The sequence below is a fragment of the Prevotella sp. C561 genome (genome assembly GCF_000224595.1).
GTDB lineage: Bacteria > Bacteroidota > Bacteroidia > Bacteroidales > Bacteroidaceae > Prevotella > Prevotella jejuni.
Genome location: NZ_JH114159.1, coordinates 9,058 through 26,991 on the forward strand (window position 1 = coordinate 9,058; position 17,934 = coordinate 26,991).

Annotated in this window: 21 protein-coding genes and 3 pseudogenes; 4 read left to right on the top strand and 20 right to left on the bottom strand. The window is 37.8% G+C overall.

Features of this window, described 5'->3' with window-relative positions; translation table 11 throughout:
• Positions 1-307: helix-turn-helix domain-containing protein (locus tag HMPREF0666_RS14785; RefSeq protein ID WP_009011640.1), on the bottom strand; the 307-nt coding region annotated here is incomplete at its 3' end.
• Between the two features lie 720 nt (positions 308-1,027).
• On the opposite strand from HMPREF0666_RS14785, the gene HMPREF0666_RS14790 reads away from it, so the two are divergent.
• A complete protein-coding gene (locus tag HMPREF0666_RS14790) occupies positions 1,028-1,405 on the top strand; it encodes a hypothetical protein (RefSeq protein WP_009013184.1) in 378 nt (125 codons plus the stop codon).
• Positions 1,406-1,540: 135 nt separating this feature from the next.
• Positions 1,541-2,644 carry an Mrp/NBP35 family ATP-binding protein gene (locus HMPREF0666_RS14795; protein ID WP_042856478.1) on the top strand — a complete coding sequence of 368 codons (1,104 nt, stop codon included), beginning with the start codon at positions 1,541-1,543 and terminating at the stop codon, positions 2,642-2,644.
• A 190-nt stretch (positions 2,645-2,834) separates the two neighbouring features.
• Here the strand turns inward: HMPREF0666_RS14795 and HMPREF0666_RS14800 are convergent, their stop codons facing one another.
• The 11 genes and pseudogenes from HMPREF0666_RS14800 to HMPREF0666_RS18255 form a co-directional block, all read right to left on the bottom strand.
• Positions 2,835-3,986 carry a glycoside hydrolase family 43 protein gene (locus HMPREF0666_RS14800; RefSeq protein WP_009013186.1) on the bottom strand — a complete coding sequence of 384 codons (1,152 nt, stop codon included), beginning with the start codon at positions 3,984-3,986 and terminating at the stop codon, positions 2,835-2,837.
• A 516-nt stretch (positions 3,987-4,502) separates the two neighbouring features.
• Positions 4,503-4,793 carry an imm11 family protein gene (locus tag HMPREF0666_RS18240; protein ID WP_009013187.1) on the bottom strand — a complete coding sequence of 97 codons (291 nt, stop codon included), beginning with the start codon at positions 4,791-4,793 and terminating at the stop codon, positions 4,503-4,505.
• 442 nt (positions 4,794-5,235) lie between these two features.
• Positions 5,236-5,604 carry an RHS repeat-associated core domain-containing protein gene (locus HMPREF0666_RS18565; protein WP_083822575.1) on the bottom strand — a complete coding sequence of 123 codons (369 nt, stop codon included), beginning with the start codon at positions 5,602-5,604 and terminating at the stop codon, positions 5,236-5,238.
• A gap of 146 nt (positions 5,605-5,750) precedes the next feature.
• On the bottom strand, positions 5,751-6,092 hold the full coding sequence (locus HMPREF0666_RS14815) for a hypothetical protein (protein WP_009013190.1): 342 nt from the start codon (positions 6,090-6,092) through the stop codon (positions 5,751-5,753).
• A gap of 151 nt (positions 6,093-6,243) precedes the next feature.
• Positions 6,244-6,402 carry a hypothetical protein gene (locus HMPREF0666_RS18570; protein WP_304412066.1) on the bottom strand — a complete coding sequence of 53 codons (159 nt, stop codon included), beginning with the start codon at positions 6,400-6,402 and terminating at the stop codon, positions 6,244-6,246.
• 163 nt (positions 6,403-6,565) lie between these two features.
• A pseudogene (locus tag HMPREF0666_RS18575) lies at positions 6,566-6,913 on the bottom strand (RHS repeat-associated core domain-containing protein); the annotation flags it as partial.
• Between the two features lie 127 nt (positions 6,914-7,040).
• Positions 7,041-7,649 (bottom strand): hypothetical protein, encoded by a 609-nt coding sequence (locus HMPREF0666_RS14830; RefSeq protein ID WP_009013191.1) that lies wholly within the window; start codon positions 7,647-7,649, stop codon positions 7,041-7,043.
• 2 nt (positions 7,650-7,651) lie between these two features.
• On the bottom strand, positions 7,652-8,872 hold the full coding sequence (locus tag HMPREF0666_RS18500; RefSeq protein ID WP_009013192.1) for an RHS repeat domain-containing protein: 1,221 nt from the start codon (positions 8,870-8,872) through the stop codon (positions 7,652-7,654).
• 662 nt (positions 8,873-9,534) lie between these two features.
• The gene (locus HMPREF0666_RS14840) at positions 9,535-9,885 is read right to left on the bottom strand and encodes a hypothetical protein (RefSeq protein WP_009013193.1); all 351 of its coding nucleotides are present in this window, start codon (positions 9,883-9,885) and stop codon (positions 9,535-9,537) included.
• Positions 9,886-9,896: 11 nt separating this feature from the next.
• Positions 9,897-10,166, bottom strand: coding sequence for a hypothetical protein (locus HMPREF0666_RS17505; RefSeq protein WP_157600296.1), 270 nt, complete (start codon positions 10,164-10,166; stop codon positions 9,897-9,899).
• Positions 10,108-10,395 (bottom strand): RHS repeat domain-containing protein, encoded by a 288-nt coding sequence (locus HMPREF0666_RS18255; protein ID WP_369750562.1) that lies wholly within the window; start codon positions 10,393-10,395, stop codon positions 10,108-10,110. Before HMPREF0666_RS18255 ends, HMPREF0666_RS17505 begins: the two co-directional genes overlap by 59 nt.
• Here HMPREF0666_RS18255 and HMPREF0666_RS18260 point away from each other — a divergent pair.
• Positions 10,291-10,584, top strand: a complete 294-nt coding sequence (locus HMPREF0666_RS18260) for a hypothetical protein (protein WP_232214130.1) — start codon at positions 10,291-10,293, stop codon at positions 10,582-10,584. The two genes, HMPREF0666_RS18255 and HMPREF0666_RS18260, sit on opposite strands and share 105 nt — an antisense overlap.
• Positions 10,585-10,829: 245 nt before the next feature.
• On the opposite strand, the gene HMPREF0666_RS14850 is transcribed toward HMPREF0666_RS18260, so the two are convergent.
• The 4 genes from HMPREF0666_RS14850 to HMPREF0666_RS18265 form a co-directional block, all read right to left on the bottom strand.
• Positions 10,830-11,252 carry an imm11 family protein gene (locus HMPREF0666_RS14850; protein WP_009013194.1) on the bottom strand — a complete coding sequence of 141 codons (423 nt, stop codon included), beginning with the start codon at positions 11,250-11,252 and terminating at the stop codon, positions 10,830-10,832.
• A 216-nt stretch (positions 11,253-11,468) separates the two neighbouring features.
• On the bottom strand, positions 11,469-11,735 hold the full coding sequence (locus HMPREF0666_RS18725) for an AHH domain-containing protein (RefSeq protein WP_009013196.1): 267 nt from the start codon (positions 11,733-11,735) through the stop codon (positions 11,469-11,471).
• 15 nt (positions 11,736-11,750) lie between these two features.
• On the bottom strand, positions 11,751-12,800 hold the full coding sequence (locus tag HMPREF0666_RS16945; protein ID WP_304412067.1) for an RHS repeat-associated core domain-containing protein: 1,050 nt from the start codon (positions 12,798-12,800) through the stop codon (positions 11,751-11,753).
• A gap of 502 nt (positions 12,801-13,302) precedes the next feature.
• Positions 13,303-13,449, bottom strand: coding sequence for a hypothetical protein (locus tag HMPREF0666_RS18265; protein ID WP_009013198.1), 147 nt, complete (start codon positions 13,447-13,449; stop codon positions 13,303-13,305).
• Between the two features lie 121 nt (positions 13,450-13,570).
• Between HMPREF0666_RS18265 and HMPREF0666_RS14865 the strand changes: the two genes are divergently transcribed.
• Positions 13,571-14,065 carry a hypothetical protein gene (locus tag HMPREF0666_RS14865; RefSeq protein ID WP_009013199.1) on the top strand — a complete coding sequence of 165 codons (495 nt, stop codon included), beginning with the start codon at positions 13,571-13,573 and terminating at the stop codon, positions 14,063-14,065.
• 45 nt (positions 14,066-14,110) lie between these two features.
• On the opposite strand, the pseudogene HMPREF0666_RS16950 reads toward HMPREF0666_RS14865, so the two are convergent.
• From HMPREF0666_RS16950 to HMPREF0666_RS18270, 4 genes and pseudogenes are all read right to left on the bottom strand, one after another.
• Positions 14,111-14,599, bottom strand: a pseudogene (locus HMPREF0666_RS16950) (IS4 family transposase); the annotation flags it as partial.
• Positions 14,600-15,048: 449 nt separating this feature from the next.
• Positions 15,049-15,816: an ankyrin repeat domain-containing protein gene (locus tag HMPREF0666_RS14870; RefSeq protein ID WP_009013200.1), complete on the bottom strand. Its 768-nt coding sequence runs from the start codon at positions 15,814-15,816 to the stop codon at positions 15,049-15,051.
• Between the two features lie 441 nt (positions 15,817-16,257).
• Complete coding sequence (locus HMPREF0666_RS14875; protein ID WP_009013201.1) at positions 16,258-17,388, bottom strand: DUF2931 family protein; 1,131 nt, start codon at positions 17,386-17,388, stop codon at positions 16,258-16,260.
• A gap of 174 nt (positions 17,389-17,562) precedes the next feature.
• Positions 17,563-17,934 (bottom strand): annotated as a pseudogene (locus HMPREF0666_RS18270) (IS30 family transposase); the annotation flags it as partial.

The following is a 17,934-nucleotide window of genomic DNA, read 5'->3' on the forward strand; positions in this document are numbered from 1 at the left end:
CATCCTTGGCCAATACACCAGATATTTGTTCTGGAGACCATTGCTCAGTAATAAGAAGGCGCTTCGCCTCTTCCATGACATCCTTGTCGACTGAACGATTGCCTGGCTTTCTGCGCCTTGTTTGTACTGCATTTGCTTGGGCAGTTTCCCAATTATAGTGTCTTCGGACTCCGCTATTACGTCTTATTTCACGAGACACTGTACTTGCACTTACATTTATCGCCTTGGCAATATCTTTTTGTTTCGTTCTATTTTGGAGTAGCACAGAAATTGTGTACCTTTGCTCCGAGGTTAATTGTTTGTACATTGCAATGCAAAATTAATTAATCTTTGGGAGACAGAGGTCTCCCTTTCTTATTTTTATGCATTGCTTGTTGATTTTCTTCTCATGGGGGCTTCTCGCCCCCAAACCCCTCGGTGTTTTCAGGTATAGATTATTAAGCTACACCAGCACTTGGGATTGCAGTTCTATGTTGAACTTGCGTTGTGGAATAACAATTATTACAACTAACTCAATGTACTTTAATCCCTTTGTTCTCCTATAAAAACGTTATATTTATTGATTATTGCTTTCAATCGTGATTAGGTTAAAAAAGGCTTATCGATTCAATTAAATTATAATGCAGCATCTTAGTGTTAAACTATAAGAAATAGGGCGTAATTATCAGAAAACTTTACATTCTGTATCCGCAAAATTCGCTACTATGTTTCTCTGTTGTTGCTCTATAAAAAGTCTCCAATTCATTAATTGAATTATGAAAGTCTATATCATTATTGAAGTGAGAACAGTCATCCTCTTTCTCCTATTTTATTTGAAGTGCTAACGACCATTACTGGTTGTATTGATGATAAAATTGTTCCTGTTTTCTCTTAGTCTTGATTTATGAACAATGTTTATAGGAGTATTAACCTCTATTTTATCATGTGTGACACAATGTATTCTTTATGAAAATTTGCAGTATTGGGATTTTGTTACTAACTTCGCAGACAAGAAAGCCACTAATGGTGTTCGAAATAGTATCAAAGCATGGGACGAAATAAATTCGCACAAGACGAGATAAAAGAAATAGCTAAGCTCCTCCGATTAAAGAATGCGGGCAATCGAGCGAAGCAGAAACTTGTACGTCATGATCTTCGTACTATCTACGAGTTTAATATCGCTGACTTCAACGAGCCTGGCAAAGCTTTCGGCGAAGAAGAGTTGCAGGAGGCTATTCGTCGTGGAGCAATACAGATTCTTGACGATGCTACAATTGCTGATATGAAGGCAAAGCGTGCACGGGATAAGGCACGAGACGAGGCTGTACGTGAGCAAGAGGCTATTGAGGCGGGCGAGATGACTGACTGGAAGGCTGTTGCCAAGGAGTGGGAGGAATGGGAGAATACGCAGAATAAGCGTAACTAATGTGACCATTTATTTCTTGGCATTATTTTTGGTAAATGAAATATAGAATATGTTCCTTATCTAAGAGGATGAGGGATGAAGGATAAGAGAAACCCATTGTGTGGTTCCATCCTAATATATAAAAATAAGAATACAATGACATTATATCCCAAACTCATTACAGATGCACTGGAAAAGGTTATCTATCCAGGAACAAAAAAGAATATTATTGAGAGTGAGATGTTGGCCGATACACCCAGTATCAATGGCAACAAAGTAAGCTTTACGCTTATCTTCCCTCGTGAGACCGACCCCTTCCTCAAGTCTACTATCAAGGCTGCTGAGGCCCAGATTCACTATTCCGTTGGTAAGGAAGTAGAAGTAACCATTACAACAGAATTCAAGAATGCGCCACGCCCAGAGGTAGGTAAGTTGTTACCTCAGGTGAAGAACATCATTGCTGTAAGTTCTGGTAAGGGTGGAGTAGGGAAGAGCACTGTCTCTGCTAATCTTGCTATTGCATTGGCACGTCTTGGATATAAGGTTGGTCTGCTCGATACTGATATCTTCGGACCGAGTATGCCAAAGATGTTTGGTGTTGAAAACGAGCGTCCTTACGGTGTCGAGAAGGATGGTCGACAACTCATAGAACCTGTCGAGAAGTATGGTGTGAAACTCCTCTCTATCGGTTTCTTTGTCAATCCAGACACTGCCACCCTTTGGCGTGGTAGTATGGCTACCTCTGCTCTCAAGCAACTCATTGCCGATGCCGACTGGGGCGACCTTGATTACTTTATCCTCGATACACCACCAGGAACCAGTGACATTCATCTGACACTCATGCAAACACTTGCTATTACAGGTGCTGTGATTGTCTCAACTCCTCAGAATGTAGCCTTAGCTGATGCTCGTAAGGGTATTGATATGTATCGCAACGACAAAGTGAATATCCCTATCCTCGGATTAGTTGAGAATATGGCATGGTTTACTCCAGCTGAGCTTCCAGAGAACAAGTACTATATCTTTGGTAAGGATGGTTGCAAGAACTTAGCCAAAGAACTTGGTTGTCCGTTGCTTGCTCAGATTCCAATCGTACAGAGCATTTGTGAGAATGGCGATAAGGGTACTCCTGCGGCAACACAGATAGACACTATCACTGGTCAGGCTTTTCTCAGCCTTGCCCAGAGTGTGGTGACGGTTGTCAATCGTCGTAACAAAGAACAGGCTCCAACAAAGATTGTTGAGGTAAAGAACGGGTAAGCGTATAAACCGTATCTGCATGTTCATCTATAAAGAGAAATAGAGATATACGGATAATGTTTATATCTCTATTTCTCTTTTAGTTAACCCAGTGGTAGCTTCTTCCAAATCCTTAGATGTGGAACAATAGGCGATATTAAGAACTGATAAAAAGCAAAGCTTGGTCAGTAACTCTTTCTTGCTCAAATGACTAATTTGATTCTGAAGACTGATAAGTGTTAGGCAAATTTGCTCTTAGGGTAGGCTTTCCGTCTTCAAAGTGAATCGGTATCCATAGATACCTACTGTCAGTAATCTTCTTTGGGCGCCACATATCGGCCATAAATACATAGTCTGCACCATCAAATATCTTCTTCTCTTTTACCTTTTCAATCTTAAAGATATATGCACCTTGTGCACCGAAGGTTTTATTTGCGCCATCGCCATGGCACGGATTAGACAGCCGTTCCCATGGTCCCATAATATTCTTAGCACGGAACAGTCGAGCTGCGTTCGGTGCCCATCCTGTACATCCACTTGTTATCATCCAGTAGACACCGTCTTTCTTAAAGATTGTCGGTGCTTCATTCTGCTCGCCCATAGCAACGCGCACATACAAGCCTGTATGTCTTAAATAGTCATCCGTGAGCTCTGCAATATGTAGGGTTAGATTGTCTTCTGACGCATAGATATGATACGCCTTACCGTTGTCGTCAATAAAGATTGTCATGTCACGAGCCATCTGACCACCTTGTAAATCACGTACCATAAACATTCCACGCTCTATCTGTCTATACCAAGAGGAGGTCCACCATGTGTTAAACGCTGGTTCACTGAGTCTCTGCCGTAGCTCTGTTGTATCTGCCTCTATGAAATCTTTCGGCAAGATTCCTGCATTGATACGGCTCGAGCGTACGAAACGGAATGGACCAAGCGGTGTGTCGCTGACGGCTACTCCTGCACGGGCACTCTTATAACCCATCCCTCTCAGTTCTAAGTGGAACCACATTACAAACTCCTTTGTTTTCTTGTTATATACCACCTTCGGACGTTCAATGATACAGCCTTCTTGGATGTCGCTGCATGTGTCATTGCTCACAGGTAGCACTACTCCTTTGTTCGTCCAGTTCTGTAGGTCTTTCGATGTATAGCAACTGACGCCCTTTGAACTATACAGTGTGTTTCCTGACGAACGACTCTCACCATACCAATAGTAAGTTCCTTTATAGTTGATGATACATCCGCCATGTGCATTGATATGTCTACCCGTATTATCCTTCCACTCACCACCCGCCATCGGTGCTTGTGTATGAATAGTCAGTATGGGAATCATGACCATCAGTAATAACAGTATTCTTTTCATTCTTCTGAGTTGTTTGTTGTAAGTTCCTTTGCAAAGATAGTGAATATACAAAGAATGTAAAGTGTTTCTGTCAACAAATGCGTGTGGCGTTAAGTCTTATCTACGATAGTACTCGCTATGATATCCAGCCATACCCCTGTACAGCCATGTCGACAAAGTGGTCCAGCAAAAAATGATGTAACCAACTAATAGTTTATCTTTTTTTGAAGATTATAAGTTGATTAGAGAATATCCTTTAACGATATTGAGCAGGTAAAGGAAAAATATCCTCATTATCAGGATAATTCTCTATATTATTCATTAACCATAATTCAAATGTCTTATAATTATCAAAGAAACCAGCAAAGATGTTCTCTCTTTGACAACAAACAGTCTTCTGACTCTGATATAGCCTTGAGAATTCTTTGAACTCTTTCCATAATTTTATTTACATATTGTGTATATGTATTTATTAAACTCCTCATGTTCAAGTAGTTCATACATCATTTGCTGGTAGTTCTATTTCGCTGCTATCTTTTAGATCTTTGTATAAACTGAAGAACCTTCTTCTATAAGGTTTATTCCTTTTAAATTAGCAGATTCACAAAGTTTTTTAAATTGTTCTGTAACAATAATGTAGGAGATCTTTTCTTTCATTCTTACCATCAAAGAGTTATGAATTGAATTCGGGACGATATATAATTGTTTTATTATCTTTATAACGGCAGAACCATATCTTTTAGTTTCAATGACCGATCTGACCTCATCTAAACAAGGAACTATCTTAAGAATATTTGGAATGTAAAAAATTCCTGTTTGTGTTTCCATCCATATCTTTTATATTTACTCTTAAAAATTGAACATCTTCCTCATATCCTTTGAACAACTTTACGAACTTTGAACTTACTAACGGTGTCCCATATGTTGGCAAGACATCATAGTTATTCAAATAATCATCTATCTTGTCAACTTTATAGAAAATATCACTTTTTATTTCTATACGTTCTCCTTTTTCAAAGGCATTATATTGGATACTATTTTCTTCTGCATATTGAAGATATATATCCCGTTTATAAAACTCGTTTAACTGATAATACATAATTTAATAACATTTAATTTCACCTTCTCGTAAACCTAACCTTGTATCTTCTCTTAGACTTTCTATTGCATCTAAATTCTGTTGCCTACCCCAGCGCTTAGCATTTCCGAATTCAACAATATCATTTAACTTTTGCTTGATGTCGGCATTATAATTGGCATGTGCTTTATTCTATCCATTATGAATACTTCTTGTTGTATGGCTTCCATCTTCTATCGGCAAATAAATCAAATTACTTGGTTTATTAACGTCAAAACCAGCTGCTTTTATGGCGGGGTGTTCTGCCATCGATTTAGGTATGACGTGATGTAATTGATAGCCATCTAACTTTGGCATATTACCATAGTTCCACCCACCTTTAGGCATTCCACTTAGCCCTAACAAATCTATCCAACTGTTAGTATCGTGGACATATGCATAAAGTGACATACCTCCTCCTAACCTTATCGGGTCTTGACTGATGTAATTACCTATCCTTGGGTCGTAATAGCGGAAGCGGTTGTAGTAGAGGCGAGTCTCATCGTCCTCGTACAAACCCAATTGTCGGAAAGGAATGAACTGCCTGCTGCTGTGGAGCTTGTGAAGATTACCGTTTAGATAGAAGACTACCTAGTCAACAAATGAAAATATAGCAAAAGTAAAGATGGTAACATTTATACTATCTTTTATAATAAGCACAGTGAACATTACATCTTCAGTTTATCCATACTCATCAAAAAATAGTCTTGTAAGTCACCATTTATTACATTACCATTTATACTAAGTTCAAATAAACCGTCTTGGTTTGCGAACGAAGAAATATTGTCAATTTTCCCAAGCAGTATAGACACAACGTCTTGTATAACTAACTTTGTAAACGTCTGCATTTGTAGTCTTTGCCTTTCGCTCAGACTATGGTACAACTCCTTGCTATCCACCCAAGACTTATCATTTCCCACTATTGGGGTTGGAAGTGCTTTGAAATAGTAATCATACGCTTCCTTAAAAATCTCATGAGTTATGTTGTTTATAAATTCTTCTGCTGTCATATTACTTCTATGTGTTTTTATTTATAAGATATTTTCTTTTTTGTTTTTGCATTTCAGGATACATTGACTTGTTTAAATCAATAAGTTCCTGAAGTTGTTTGTTAGAAATCTCATCTCCATAAACTTTTCTCAATTCTCTTATGTCTCTTGCTCACAAATCTCTTGCATAAGTAAATAGTTTACCTGTTTTAGGGTTGATTGAGCTTCTGGAAACTATTCCTAAATCATCTTTAGTTCTTGTATGACCAACCGAAGGAACAAGAATTGCTGGAGCCTTTATTGCATCGTAATTTTTCACTAATTTGCCCATTACAGCTCTTTTGTCCAACGTGATGTGAATCTAGACCTGTACCTGCATTTATTCTAATAAAATCCTCGTGCAGCCCTACCTGAAAGGGAACTCCTACTCCTTGCAGTCCTAACACGTCAACCCAACTATTTGGCTCTTTCACATATCCATACAGTGTCGGATTATTTCCCGCTAACCTTATCGGGTCTTGACTGATGTAATTACCTAGCCTTGAGGCATAATAGCGGAAGCGGTTGTAATACAGCCCTGTCTCCTCGTCCTCATACTGACCTAACTGGCGGAAGGGGATAAACTGTCTGCCGCCGTGAAGGTTACGGAGATTACCATAGATGTCATAGTCTGCCTGCCAGACAACATCACCTTTATCATCGTATACCTGGGCGGGACGGCCGATGTAGTCGCTGATGATGCTGTAATGCCTGTCGCCGACAATCTTGGCTGTAGGGACATAGCCGGCATTGTCGTAAACCCACGTGATGAGATTCTCAACTGGTTCTGGCCCAGCATACAGATACGGCTAAACTTGTCGATGTAATGCTGTGGACGGTCTTCCTCCTCATAATACCACTCCTGCACCATCACATTTTCAGACGTCCTGATGCATTCCACGCATAGCGACAGTCATAGCCGTTATTGTACTATCTAATAAGGTCTATCAGTTTATTGTATTTGTCTACTGTTGTGGGATGCAAATTATACTTCTCTATTGCCTCTTGGAAAACTACTATTATTTTTTCTCTATACTGAATAGGAATCATGTCTTTATTATTCCAAACTGCAGTGTAGAAAACTGAAATGGATTTTCTTCGTGGGGCAATCTTAGAGATGGACAATATATATATCCATTTATTTTCGTATGTTTCAAATAAAGGGAGTTGTATAATCAAAATAGCAGTATAAAGCCTTACGTTATTCCCCTTTTTTAAGGAAATTAGAAACTTGAAGACCTCATCAGAAAGGTTTATTCTGTATTGATTATACAAACAGTACCAAGAAGACAAGATTTCTACAAGTATCACTGTATTGTTCTCATAAAACTTAGCTATAATCAATAAAATATCGGCAAAGTTCTTTAATTCTATTAGGAGTCTTTTCCGATATATAGAAAATTCTTTTCTACATATTTTTCCATTCTCTTTTATTAGTCTTTCCACTTCTTCCTCCGAGTATTGCTTCCAATTCTCTACAAGAGGATAGATTATATTTTGAAACTCTTGGTCAACATCTACCTTATCTTTATATTCCATATCTATTTACAATTATGTAAGATTACTTTCCCATCCTTTATCTCACCAGTCTCAGCCTTTTTCATTTTTTCATCAATTTCGGCTTGGGTATAGTAAGTTCTTCCTACTGCTAAATTGTCAGGGTCATATGAATGATAATATTGTCCATCCTTCCTATTTGCATTCTGAAGTCCTTTTTCATCAGCATGGTGTAGTGCAGAACCCTCTAAATTCCTTGATGCAATCCTATCTTTTACTTGAACATATCTGAACTCTGTAAAGTCTTTAACGCCAATATGATCAGCAATCCTGTCTTTAACAGGATTCTTTGTAATGCCATTGTATACGACTTTGTCATGTTTTATAAGCTGATAAAAATAATCTAATCCAAATAAATCAAACCACTTATTACAATCCCCCACATACCCATACAGCGTTGGATTATTTCCTGCTAATCCTATCGGGTCTTGACTGATATAGGTTTCTGTATTCGGGTCGTAATAGCGGAAGCGGTTGTAATACAGCCCTGTTTCCTCGTCCTCATACTGTCCTAATTGGCGGAAAGGAATGAACTGCCTGTTGCCGTGAAGGTTGCGGAGGTTACCATAGATGGCATAGTCTGTCTGCCAGACGACATTACCGTTATCATCGTATGCCTGGACGGGGCGGCCGATGTAGTCACTGATGATGCTGTAATGTTTGTCACCAACAGTCTTGGCGGTAGGGATATAGCTGTCACTGTCGTAAATCCACGTGATGAGGTTCTCAACTGGTTCTGGCCTGTCAAGTGTGACCTCACCAGCCTCGGTAACAACCGTCTTCGGACGGTCATACTCGGCATAGTCCCACTCGTGTAGGATGACATCACCATCCCAGCGGTAGCGATATACTCGTCCGTCAAAGACCTTCTCAATGCGTCTGCCTAAAGCGTCATACTTGAACGTAACGGTCTTGCCGTCCGGCCGTGTTACACTTCTAAGCATACCATTGCCCTGCCACGTATAGGCATAGTCACCGCTCTGCCAAGCAAGGAACTCATCCCGTGTCTCCGCATTATGCGATGGTTCCATCCTACGCATAGTCTTCAGCACAAGGTTGCCATGGCTGTCATAATAATACCGCCACTTCTTGTCCTCACGCAACTGTCCACCACGACCATAACTCCTGTCCATTCGGTCGGGACTATCGTACACGTTACCCATCAGGTCCGGGTTGCGCCACTGACGGCTGCCGTCACCAAACACTGCCCCTGACAGAGAACCGAAGGCGTCATAATCGTAACGAATATTTCTACCGTTTATTGTGTCAAACTTTCGTAGAAGGCGAAGATTATCACCCCAGATAATAAATACGATGTTTACCCATTACCATGTCTTTCCATTCTCTACGAACAACTTATCTCTATACTAACCGATACTTGTAAACTATTTTCGTACGACTTAAGACCGATATATGCTTTTCTGGCTTTGAGAAGACGCCTAACTAACTTGTAGAAGATGCTCTTTTGAGGTCTCACAAACGCCCTTTTGAACCCTTACTAGGCACCTCTCTGTTACGACGTCATAACTCTTTAATTTACAGTTGTTTGCAAACTTACATTTTGTATATATTTGCTATTTTATTTTAGGGTCTTTATATGAATTTATGTTATGATATTTCAATATTCTATCTGTAATTCTTTGAAGCGCATTAACATGAAAAGGTTTTCTGTATAGAAAGATAAATAAAACAGACAGCCAAGACAGTTTTGCCCAGCTATTTGCTAAATGCATAATTTCTGTTCTTCCGTTAAAGCTATATGGAAAGTGTCTACGCATTTAACGGTAGTACCCTCAAAAGCTCTTAAAAAGAGTTTTTTGGAGGGGACAAAACCACCCGTCTCAATTGAGGCGGACAGTTTCTACTACTATTGTTTTTCTCTGAACTCTTTTAATTTCTTCTCAATATAAGAAAAATCGTTTATAGCTTTGTCCTTGTTCTTGGCTCGGTCATATTTTTCACGCCATTTCCTGATTCCGAAAGCATAGAACTTAATTCCTTCTTCTGTTAAATCTCCAATTATTATCTGTGATTCGTCAGTAGCCTTTTCCCCCTTCTTTAATATCTTTCTTGATGTTAATTTATTGTCTTGTAGGAAATTAACAATATTCTCAAAAAAGCGATATTGCCTTTCTTTATACTCTTGAGTTATAGGCTGAGGAGCCAATTTAGACTGAGTAAACCAAGCAACTTTTGATATAATTTCATTTTTATCCATATTATATATTATTAATGATACATTATTGTTTTAGAATTCAAATCAACATCTAATCTTTGAGTTTCAATATCATAAATATCATATAAAGCACCTTTCCTTCCTGGAGCTTTAACATGTGCTCCACCTTCTGCTTTTCCTCTAATATTCATTTCTTTTTCAAGTTGTGCTGTTTTATCTGCTGTCGGACTTGTAACTTCATAAACACCTTTTACCTTACCGTCTTCAACAACAACAAAATCTAATCGCCGTCTTGCCCCAAAACTCACCGCTAGCCAAACCAATTGGGTCTTGTGAGATAAATAGCCCTGTATTTGGTTTGTAATACCTAAAGCGGTTGTAATACAGTCCAGTCTCCCTATCCTCGTACTGACCTAACTGGCGGAAAGGAATGAACTGTCTGCTGCCGTGAAGGTTGCGGAGATTACCATAGATGTCATAGTCTGCCTGCCAGACAATGTTACCGTTATCATCGTATGTCTGGACGAGACGGCCGATGTGGTCGCTGATGATGCTTTAATGCGTGTCACCAACAATCTTGGCTGTAGGGACGTAACTGTCACTGTCGTAAACCCATGTGTTGAGATTCTCAACTGGTTCTGGTCTGTCAAGTGTGACCTCACCAGTCTCGGTAACAACCGTGTTCGGGCGGTCAGACTCGGCATAGTCCCACTCGTGCAGGATGATATCACCATCCCATAGATAGCGATACACACGTCCGTCAAAGACTTTCTCAAAGCTTCTGCCTAAGGTTTATATCTAAGCATGATAATTCTTCTTATTAGTACATTCGATCCAGCTCAATATTAATTCTCCATTTTTTTCGCCACAGATACTTAATGATGTCAAGATTAAGCATTGGAGAAAATTGTAAGTATGTTTCCCCTCCTGTAAGATTACCGAGAAGATTTTAATAAGAAATGGACTTTGTGTATGGCAGGTTTCTACTAAATTCTTTCATAGATAGTCCTTTCTTTTGGTGTCATATCTATACTGTCACTAAACTGTAGCCCCTTCAATCCAGCTGCAAATAATGCTGTCTTAATTTTCTCACTTACAACAATACTTCTATGCATCTCTTCACAACGTACAATATCAGTTTTATTGTTATCAAAGAGATTTCTTCTAAGTTTCATGTAATAAAACATATAATCTGGATTATTTCTGTCAAAATTCATGAGGCGGAATTCGCTGTTCTCCAAATCAATACATTTCATGAGGTGTGGCACGTTCATGGCGTAAAAGCCATCAATTTTTTCATTGCCACAAAATAAGTCCACATCAAAAAATTGGATGTCCTGCACTTGTGTTTCTAATACTTCTTTAAATTGTCTGCATACTAGTTCAGGACCAGTTGATTCCAACAACACTGCAGATCTTATTTTTTTAAGTTTGAACTTTTGGGAATATTATAGAATAATGGCAGGTCTTTGTACAGTAGACGTTCCCCTTTGAGAAATTCTTTGTAATCTAAAGAAATGTCATTATCATATTCAACCCAGCCAAATGTATTCTTTGTTGTTGTTAAAATGTATCCATCCATAAGTTAATTGCAATTTAATTTTACCCGTTTGTGTCTCAAATCATCACCAATATTCTCCATCATATCGTCCAAATGCATTTTTTATATGGTCACTAGCATTTAAAGATTTTATAGCATCAAGTCTATTTAAAATCATACGATCATAAGCAGAATTATGCCTCCCTTTGTGGTTAGTTCGCGTTGCGTCTATTGATGGGTTAGTTGGTAATTGTATATTTCTTTTATTTTGGTGAACATTGAACCCTAATCTGTCTAACAATGGGTGTTTTGTAGATTGAAGAATGATGTGATGTTTCTGATGTCCTGGCATTTGGGGAATTTGAAATCAATCTCCTTTTAACCCAAATGAGTCGCACAACTTATTACAATCCCCCACATACCCATACAGCGTAGGGTTCTTTCCTGCTAATCCTATCGGGTCCTGGCTGATGTAATTACCAATCCTTGGATCATAATAGCGGAAGCGGTTGTAATACAGTCCAGTTTCCTCGTCCTCGTACTGACCTAAATGGCGGAAAGGAATGAACTGCCCGCAGCCGTGAAGGTTGCGGAGGTTACCATAGATGTCATAGTCTGCCTGCCAGACGATATTACCATTATCATCGTATGCCTGGACAGGACGACCGATGTAGTCGCTGATGATGCTGTAATGCGTGTCACCAACAATCTTGGCAGTTGGGACATAGCTGTCACTGTCGTAAACCCACGTGTTGAGATTCTCAACTGGTTCTGGCCTGTCAAGTGTGACCTCACCAGCCTCGGTAACAACTGTCTTCGGACGGTCATACTCGGCATAGTCCCACTCGTGTAGGATGACATCACCATCCCAGAGGTAGCGATATACTCGTCCGTCAAAGACTTTCTCAATGCGTCTGCCTAAAGCGTCATACTTGAACGTAACGGTCTTGCCGTCTGGCCGTGTTACACTCCTAAGCATACCATTGGCTTGCCACGTATAAGCATAGTCACCATTCTGCCATACAAGGAACTCATCCTGTGCCTCTGCATTATGCGATGGCTCCATCCTGCGCATGGTCTTCAGCACCAGGTTACCATGGCTGTCATAATAATACCGCCACTTCCTATCCTCACGCAGCTGTCCACCACGACCAAAGCTCCTGTCCGTACGGTCAGGGCTATCGTACACATTACCCATCAGGTCCGGGTTGCGCCACTGATGACTTCCGTCACCATATACAGCCCCTGACAGAGAGCCGAAGGCGACATAGTCGTAACGGACACTTCTGCGGTTTATTGTGTCAAACGTTCGTAAAAGGCAAAGATTATCCCCCCAAGTATATGACTTGTCATACAGCGTTTGACCATTATGACGCACACGCTGATGTGTAGGACGGCCAAATTTGTCATAGTGCATTGTATGCTCCATACAAACGACTATGATGCACGATGTTTCAAATATGAATAGACACTATCACTACATAGAACAAATCTACTGCTAACCTCTGTCCTAATTGCGTTTTACTTAAATACCAAAAGGTGCTTAATTTGAAGCTTAACTAAATTTAAGATGGACTCCAATTAAGCGTCTTTTCTTATAATGTTTTACAACACACTTATTGCATACGGGTTAAACTTTTCTTTCGAAGTTCCACTTTTATGATTATTCTCAGAAGCTAAAGTTAAACAGTTGTAAATATATTTTAGCTCTATAACGAATCGTGTGGGTAATTATAGAAAACTCAGATAAAAATATTACCTTTGTTTTATGAATAGTATCGAGATATTTATACAGGCTTTAGGCCTATTAGAAGCAACTTGTTAAAAGGAGGTAAGGAGATTCGTAAATACAGAAAACTTTAAGTATATGGTCTATTCCATAACAGGGGAGCTTAAAACAGGATTACCTACACAATTCGTTATAGAGCCTGTTTTTCCAATGAAAGGCGAGATAATAGGTGTCCGATGCCAAACTTGCTAAAAAGATGAAATAAATCATCACTCATTCGAGTTTTAACACTCAAAAGTTTGGATAACTCACTTATTTTCTCTATTTTTGCTTCCATAACAGTTTTGTTGTCTTGTCTTTAAAATCAGTTGTTTAGCGATTACTAATTTACAAAGAAAATTCGACAAACTGTTATTTTTCTACTATTTATTAGGGTGGGGAACTTTAGTGATTTATGTATGAAAAGTAAAAGTACTGCACAATTTCTTATTCTCTGTTTATTTCTGATACTTTCTGAAAACTGTAGTAGGAAAGTTGAATTTACAGAGATAAAGCGAAGGACTACAATTATTAATGGACAATATTATTATGATATCTTAGTATCTAACTGTTCAGATTCCATAGGAGAACTTAAGTCCCAGATGATTTCTTTCTATAATATGAAAGCCCGTAATTTAAAAAGTAAGGGGGATCACAAGATTATTGCAGGAATGAAATTTTATAAAAAAACATCCTGTACTTCTTATTTCTTAAATTATGACGAAGAACATACTGATGCATTTGATCTTACCGTTAAGGAGATTGAATTCTGTAATAACGAACTTGGAACTATATCCGAAGACAACATAGACGGTAGAATAGTCTATATGATTACTCTATCTAAAAAAAATGGGGATGTTATCGTTGAATTTCTAAAATGGGATAAGAAAACCAACAGATTATCCGAAAAATAAAAGCATTTGTATGATAACGGACAATGAGATAAGCTATCTCGTAAATAGCAGTTTGTAGTCCAATACATACCTGCCTTTTACATGGTCGTAAACACGACTGATACCCCCCCATTCTCACACCACTCTTCTCAAGCACAGTATCATCTATAATGAAACATGTCGTGGTATTGGATTGAGGAGCTTCGCATACTTACGCAAAAGGCACATATAACGCAGGGTAAAGCGGTTCATCAATCGTCTCCAATCCATCTGGGGGCGAATCTTCATTCGATAGAAACAGTTCTTACTATGATTTGAAAGCTCATATATCTTATGCTTGCATATACTGTGGATGCTTTCACTCACAATGCGGAAAAGGCAAAGAGAAAGGATCAATTCCGAAGCCGAAACCTCATCATGTTTTTCCAATGACAGGCGAAGTAACAGTTGACCGAGGCCAAACTTTCCAAAAAGATGAAATTAATCATCACTCATTCGTGTTTTAACATTCAAGAGTTTGGATAACTCATTTATTTTCTCTATTTTTGCTTCCATAACAGTTTTGTTGTCTTGTCTTTAAAATCAGTTGTTTTGCGATTACTAATTTACAAAGAAAATTCGACAAACTGTTATTTTTCTATCTATTTATTAGGGTGTGAATTCAACCAGCTAGTGCAAATTTATAATATATTTTTAAGGTACTTGCATTTTGGATCTTGAAATTTTATGTTCAGTTTTGAATTTCTGGTTATTTTCTTCTGTATAGTCACAACCATCTTGCTATTGAGGTCATCGAGGTACACTGTAACTCTAATCCTATATCTTTCCTTAGTAAAATCATTTTTTGTTTATTTTATAAGAATATCAACAAATATCAGTTCCTTGTTAGCCTTACAGTACACATTCGTAACAATGTTGAAGAAGTTTAACCACAACTATTATGATAGAAATGATGTACCCAGTCCCTCCCATAAGTATTTATAAAAACACATCCACCTTCAGGACTATTTCTTATTTTCAGATGGTGTTGTATAGCTCTTGGGATGGTAAGGAAACTTAACTCCTCGTTGCTCAAGTCTACGTTTTACTTCCTGGGCCATCTTTCCATTCTGAGAATCAAGGTCAAACCCTTCATCATAATAATCCTGTACAGCAGAGGCAACATTAAAATCAGGATCTATATCACTCATAGGATTTGCTCCTAAATTTAATAAGAAGAGAACCATACCCCAATTATAGATAGAAGCCTGACTTCCAATGATAGAGACTCCAGATATACAATAGTTTATGTCTGCACCATGTTCTACTAGATATTTGATTTTTTCTTTACTTTGAGAATTGTCATGACATGAAGCTTCTAATGGCGTGATACCGATAGTATCATTTACATTCGCACCATATTCTATAAGAAGTTTCATGTATTTAATTTCATAGTATGGATCTCCTGAGGTTTCAAGGCAGACACCTAATTCTTTTTCTTCACTATAACCTTCCTTTTGGTATCCAGGTTTACTATAAAAATTATTGACAATATTAGGGTTAGCACCATTCTCTAATAATAATTTCATAATATCATACTCTTTCCTCATCAATGCAAAGTACAAATAAGTCATACCACCTTCACTCAGCTTGTTAATATCAACACCTTCTTTTATTAGTAATCGTACAGAGTCAAGATTATTGTTATAAATAGCTGAAGCCATCTCTAACTCTATTCCCTTCGAGAAATAATCTGTTGGAAGAGGGCCATTCGCTCTCTTTTCGTTAATCATAAAGCTACAACTTGTTAGAAATATGGATATAAAAAATAAGATAATATGCCTCATCATAATGAAAGATTAGATTAGTATTGTTGATGTTTTCTTTTATGTATTTCAAATTACCTTTCTTATTCTACATAAAATAAAGGTGGGTTATGTCCATCTAATATTAAGCTTTTTCCGTTAAGTGTGTAGACAAGACATTTTAACGTATATAAGCTATAATGAGAAAAGAATTTGCATGTTATTTCTAGACAACGTACGATATCCAGTTAGTTGGAAACTACCAAACCATATTTTAGAAGGTGTCCATTTCTATCTTAACAAATGTACAACTATAACCATTTAACGAACGAGCCTAATAATTTGAATTAGTCAACAAACTTTATATTGTGTTAGCCCTTGACATAGGTGGGATAATATAATACAAAACTTGTCCCATATTTTATTCTCCTATAAAATTAAAAATATCATTACCATCTTGAGGATGATTATCATAAAATACCTTCGCCCTATCATCAGATTCATTAACACCCTGTTTAAAGACATGGATCTTTGTTTTTTTAATTTATATTTCTTGGCACCCACTTCCAAATAGATATCGAACCAATTATTATATTTACTTATTTGAATGATAAGTTTTCCTGCTTGAGTAGGATTGTTACCATAAACCTCCATAAATGCTTTTTTCAGTTCTTCTTCATCAAAATAAAAATGCCCAGTATAAAGCATACCATCTGTAATCCATTGGAACTCCATCTTATTTGGTCTTGAAGGCTGTTCGAAATACCCAGGGTCATCATGATTCAGAATCTCGCCATTAGCAAAGTTAATCACGAATTGTCCCTTGCGTAGCTCTGTCTGTTTGTTCTCAAATTGTATGTCAAATTGATAATTAAAACGTTGTGCATAGAATGCCCATATCTTGTCATACTCAGAGCCGTGTTCATTGAAGAAAGAATTCTCATTTTCATCAGAACAAAGACTGTCAACTGTTTGGAAAGCATTATAAAACCCTTCACTGAATTCTTTAAGTGTCATGTGCGTTTCTTCCCCCTTTAATGTATCGCAAATAAGTACCCTTCTTAAATTTCCTATCCCCAAGTATAGCCATAGATGTCCTTCTGGAAGAATTGTTACATTAAACTCGTTAAAGTCCATATTACTTTCTCTCCAGTGGCTATAAAATCCTTCCCTAAAGGCTTTTAGAAGTTTGTTTTGTATTTGTTGGGAGAATTTAATATTTGCCCTATAAATCTTTTTATCTGCTATTGATACCCACACCATGTCTATACCCTTGGGAATACTGACTTCGCCTTGAGGTGGATTTACTGAAAAAGGTGTTGCTGTAACATTACCGAGACCCGCCATAGCAGTTTCATCAAAAACATCTACCGTTTCCTCTCCTTTATCTCCATAAAAAGCCTTTGCATATTTTAATTCTGAGCTATAATGTACTGGGGATGATACATAAAAATCCCAACTAAACTTTGTTTTCATATTATTTCCGTTTGATAGACCTTTACATGACAGTGTTGTTACGCAAAAGACCAAAATAAATACTACTGGATAAATCTTCTTCATATTCTTATTCTTTAGCTATATCCACATTGGTACTGCTTTTAATATATAAATTATCTAGTGATGTAATTGTAGTGACTCTATACGTTTCATAAGTTGAGTCTTCTCATATTTTAGTTTTAATTGACTTCATAACTAAAGTTTCCCACCCCGTGAATTCAACAAGCAAGTGCAAATTTACTTAATTAGTTCGTAAAAGCAGTCCTGTGGTGTTTTAAAATCTAATTTCTTTCTTGGCCTCATGTTAATTTTCTTTGAATACTTCGTGATTTGTTGCTGGCTGATATGCTCAAAGGTTTCTTTTTTTGGCACGTATTGCCTAATTAGTCCGTTAGCATTTTCTATAGCCCCTTTCTGCCATGAAGCGTATGGGTCAGCAAAATATATGGTAACACCAAGGCTTTTGGCTATCATTTCATGACAAGCGAATTCTGTACCATTGTCAGTTGTAATAGACTTGATATGGTCTTTGAAAGGAGATAGTAAGTGTATTACAGTTCGTGCCAGTTCTTTGGCATTTTTCCCCTTCTTTAGTTTCTCATAAACAAC

Bases quoted from the DNA above. Each gene is read 5' to 3' on its own strand.
- HMPREF0666_RS14790 (WP_009013184.1), top strand. From the start codon at position 1,028: ATGGGACGAAATAAATTCGCACAAGACGAGATAAAAGAAATAGCTAAG.
- HMPREF0666_RS14795 (WP_042856478.1), top strand. From the start codon at position 1,541: ATGACATTATATCCCAAACTCATTACAGATGCACTGGAAAAGGTTATC.
- HMPREF0666_RS14800 (WP_009013186.1), bottom strand. From the start codon at position 3,986: ATGAAAAGAATACTGTTATTACTGATGGTCATGATTCCCATACTGACT.
- HMPREF0666_RS18240 (WP_009013187.1), bottom strand. From the start codon at position 4,793: ATGGAAACACAAACAGGAATTTTTTACATTCCAAATATTCTTAAGATA.
- HMPREF0666_RS14815 (WP_009013190.1), bottom strand. From the start codon at position 6,092: ATGACAGCAGAAGAATTTATAAACAACATAACTCATGAGATTTTTAAG.
- HMPREF0666_RS18570 (WP_304412066.1), bottom strand. From the start codon at position 6,402: ATGGGCAAATTAGTGAAAAATTACGATGCAATAAAGGCTCCAGCAATT.
- HMPREF0666_RS14830 (WP_009013191.1), bottom strand. From the start codon at position 7,649: ATGGAATATAAAGATAAGGTAGATGTTGACCAAGAGTTTCAAAATATA.
- HMPREF0666_RS14840 (WP_009013193.1), bottom strand. From the start codon at position 9,885: ATGGATAAAAATGAAATTATATCAAAAGTTGCTTGGTTTACTCAGTCT.
- HMPREF0666_RS18725 (WP_009013196.1), bottom strand. From the start codon at position 11,735: ATGCCAGGACATCAGAAACATCACATCATTCTTCAATCTACAAAACAC.
- HMPREF0666_RS16945 (WP_304412067.1), bottom strand. From the start codon at position 12,800: ATGCACTATGACAAATTTGGCCGTCCTACACATCAGCGTGTGCGTCAT.
- HMPREF0666_RS18265 (WP_009013198.1), bottom strand. From the start codon at position 13,449: ATGGAAGCAAAAATAGAGAAAATAAGTGAGTTATCCAAACTTTTGAGT.
- HMPREF0666_RS14865 (WP_009013199.1), top strand. From the start codon at position 13,571: ATGAAAAGTAAAAGTACTGCACAATTTCTTATTCTCTGTTTATTTCTG.
- HMPREF0666_RS14870 (WP_009013200.1), bottom strand. From the start codon at position 15,816: ATGATTAACGAAAAGAGAGCGAATGGCCCTCTTCCAACAGATTATTTC.
- HMPREF0666_RS14875 (WP_009013201.1), bottom strand. From the start codon at position 17,388: ATGAAGAAGATTTATCCAGTAGTATTTATTTTGGTCTTTTGCGTAACA.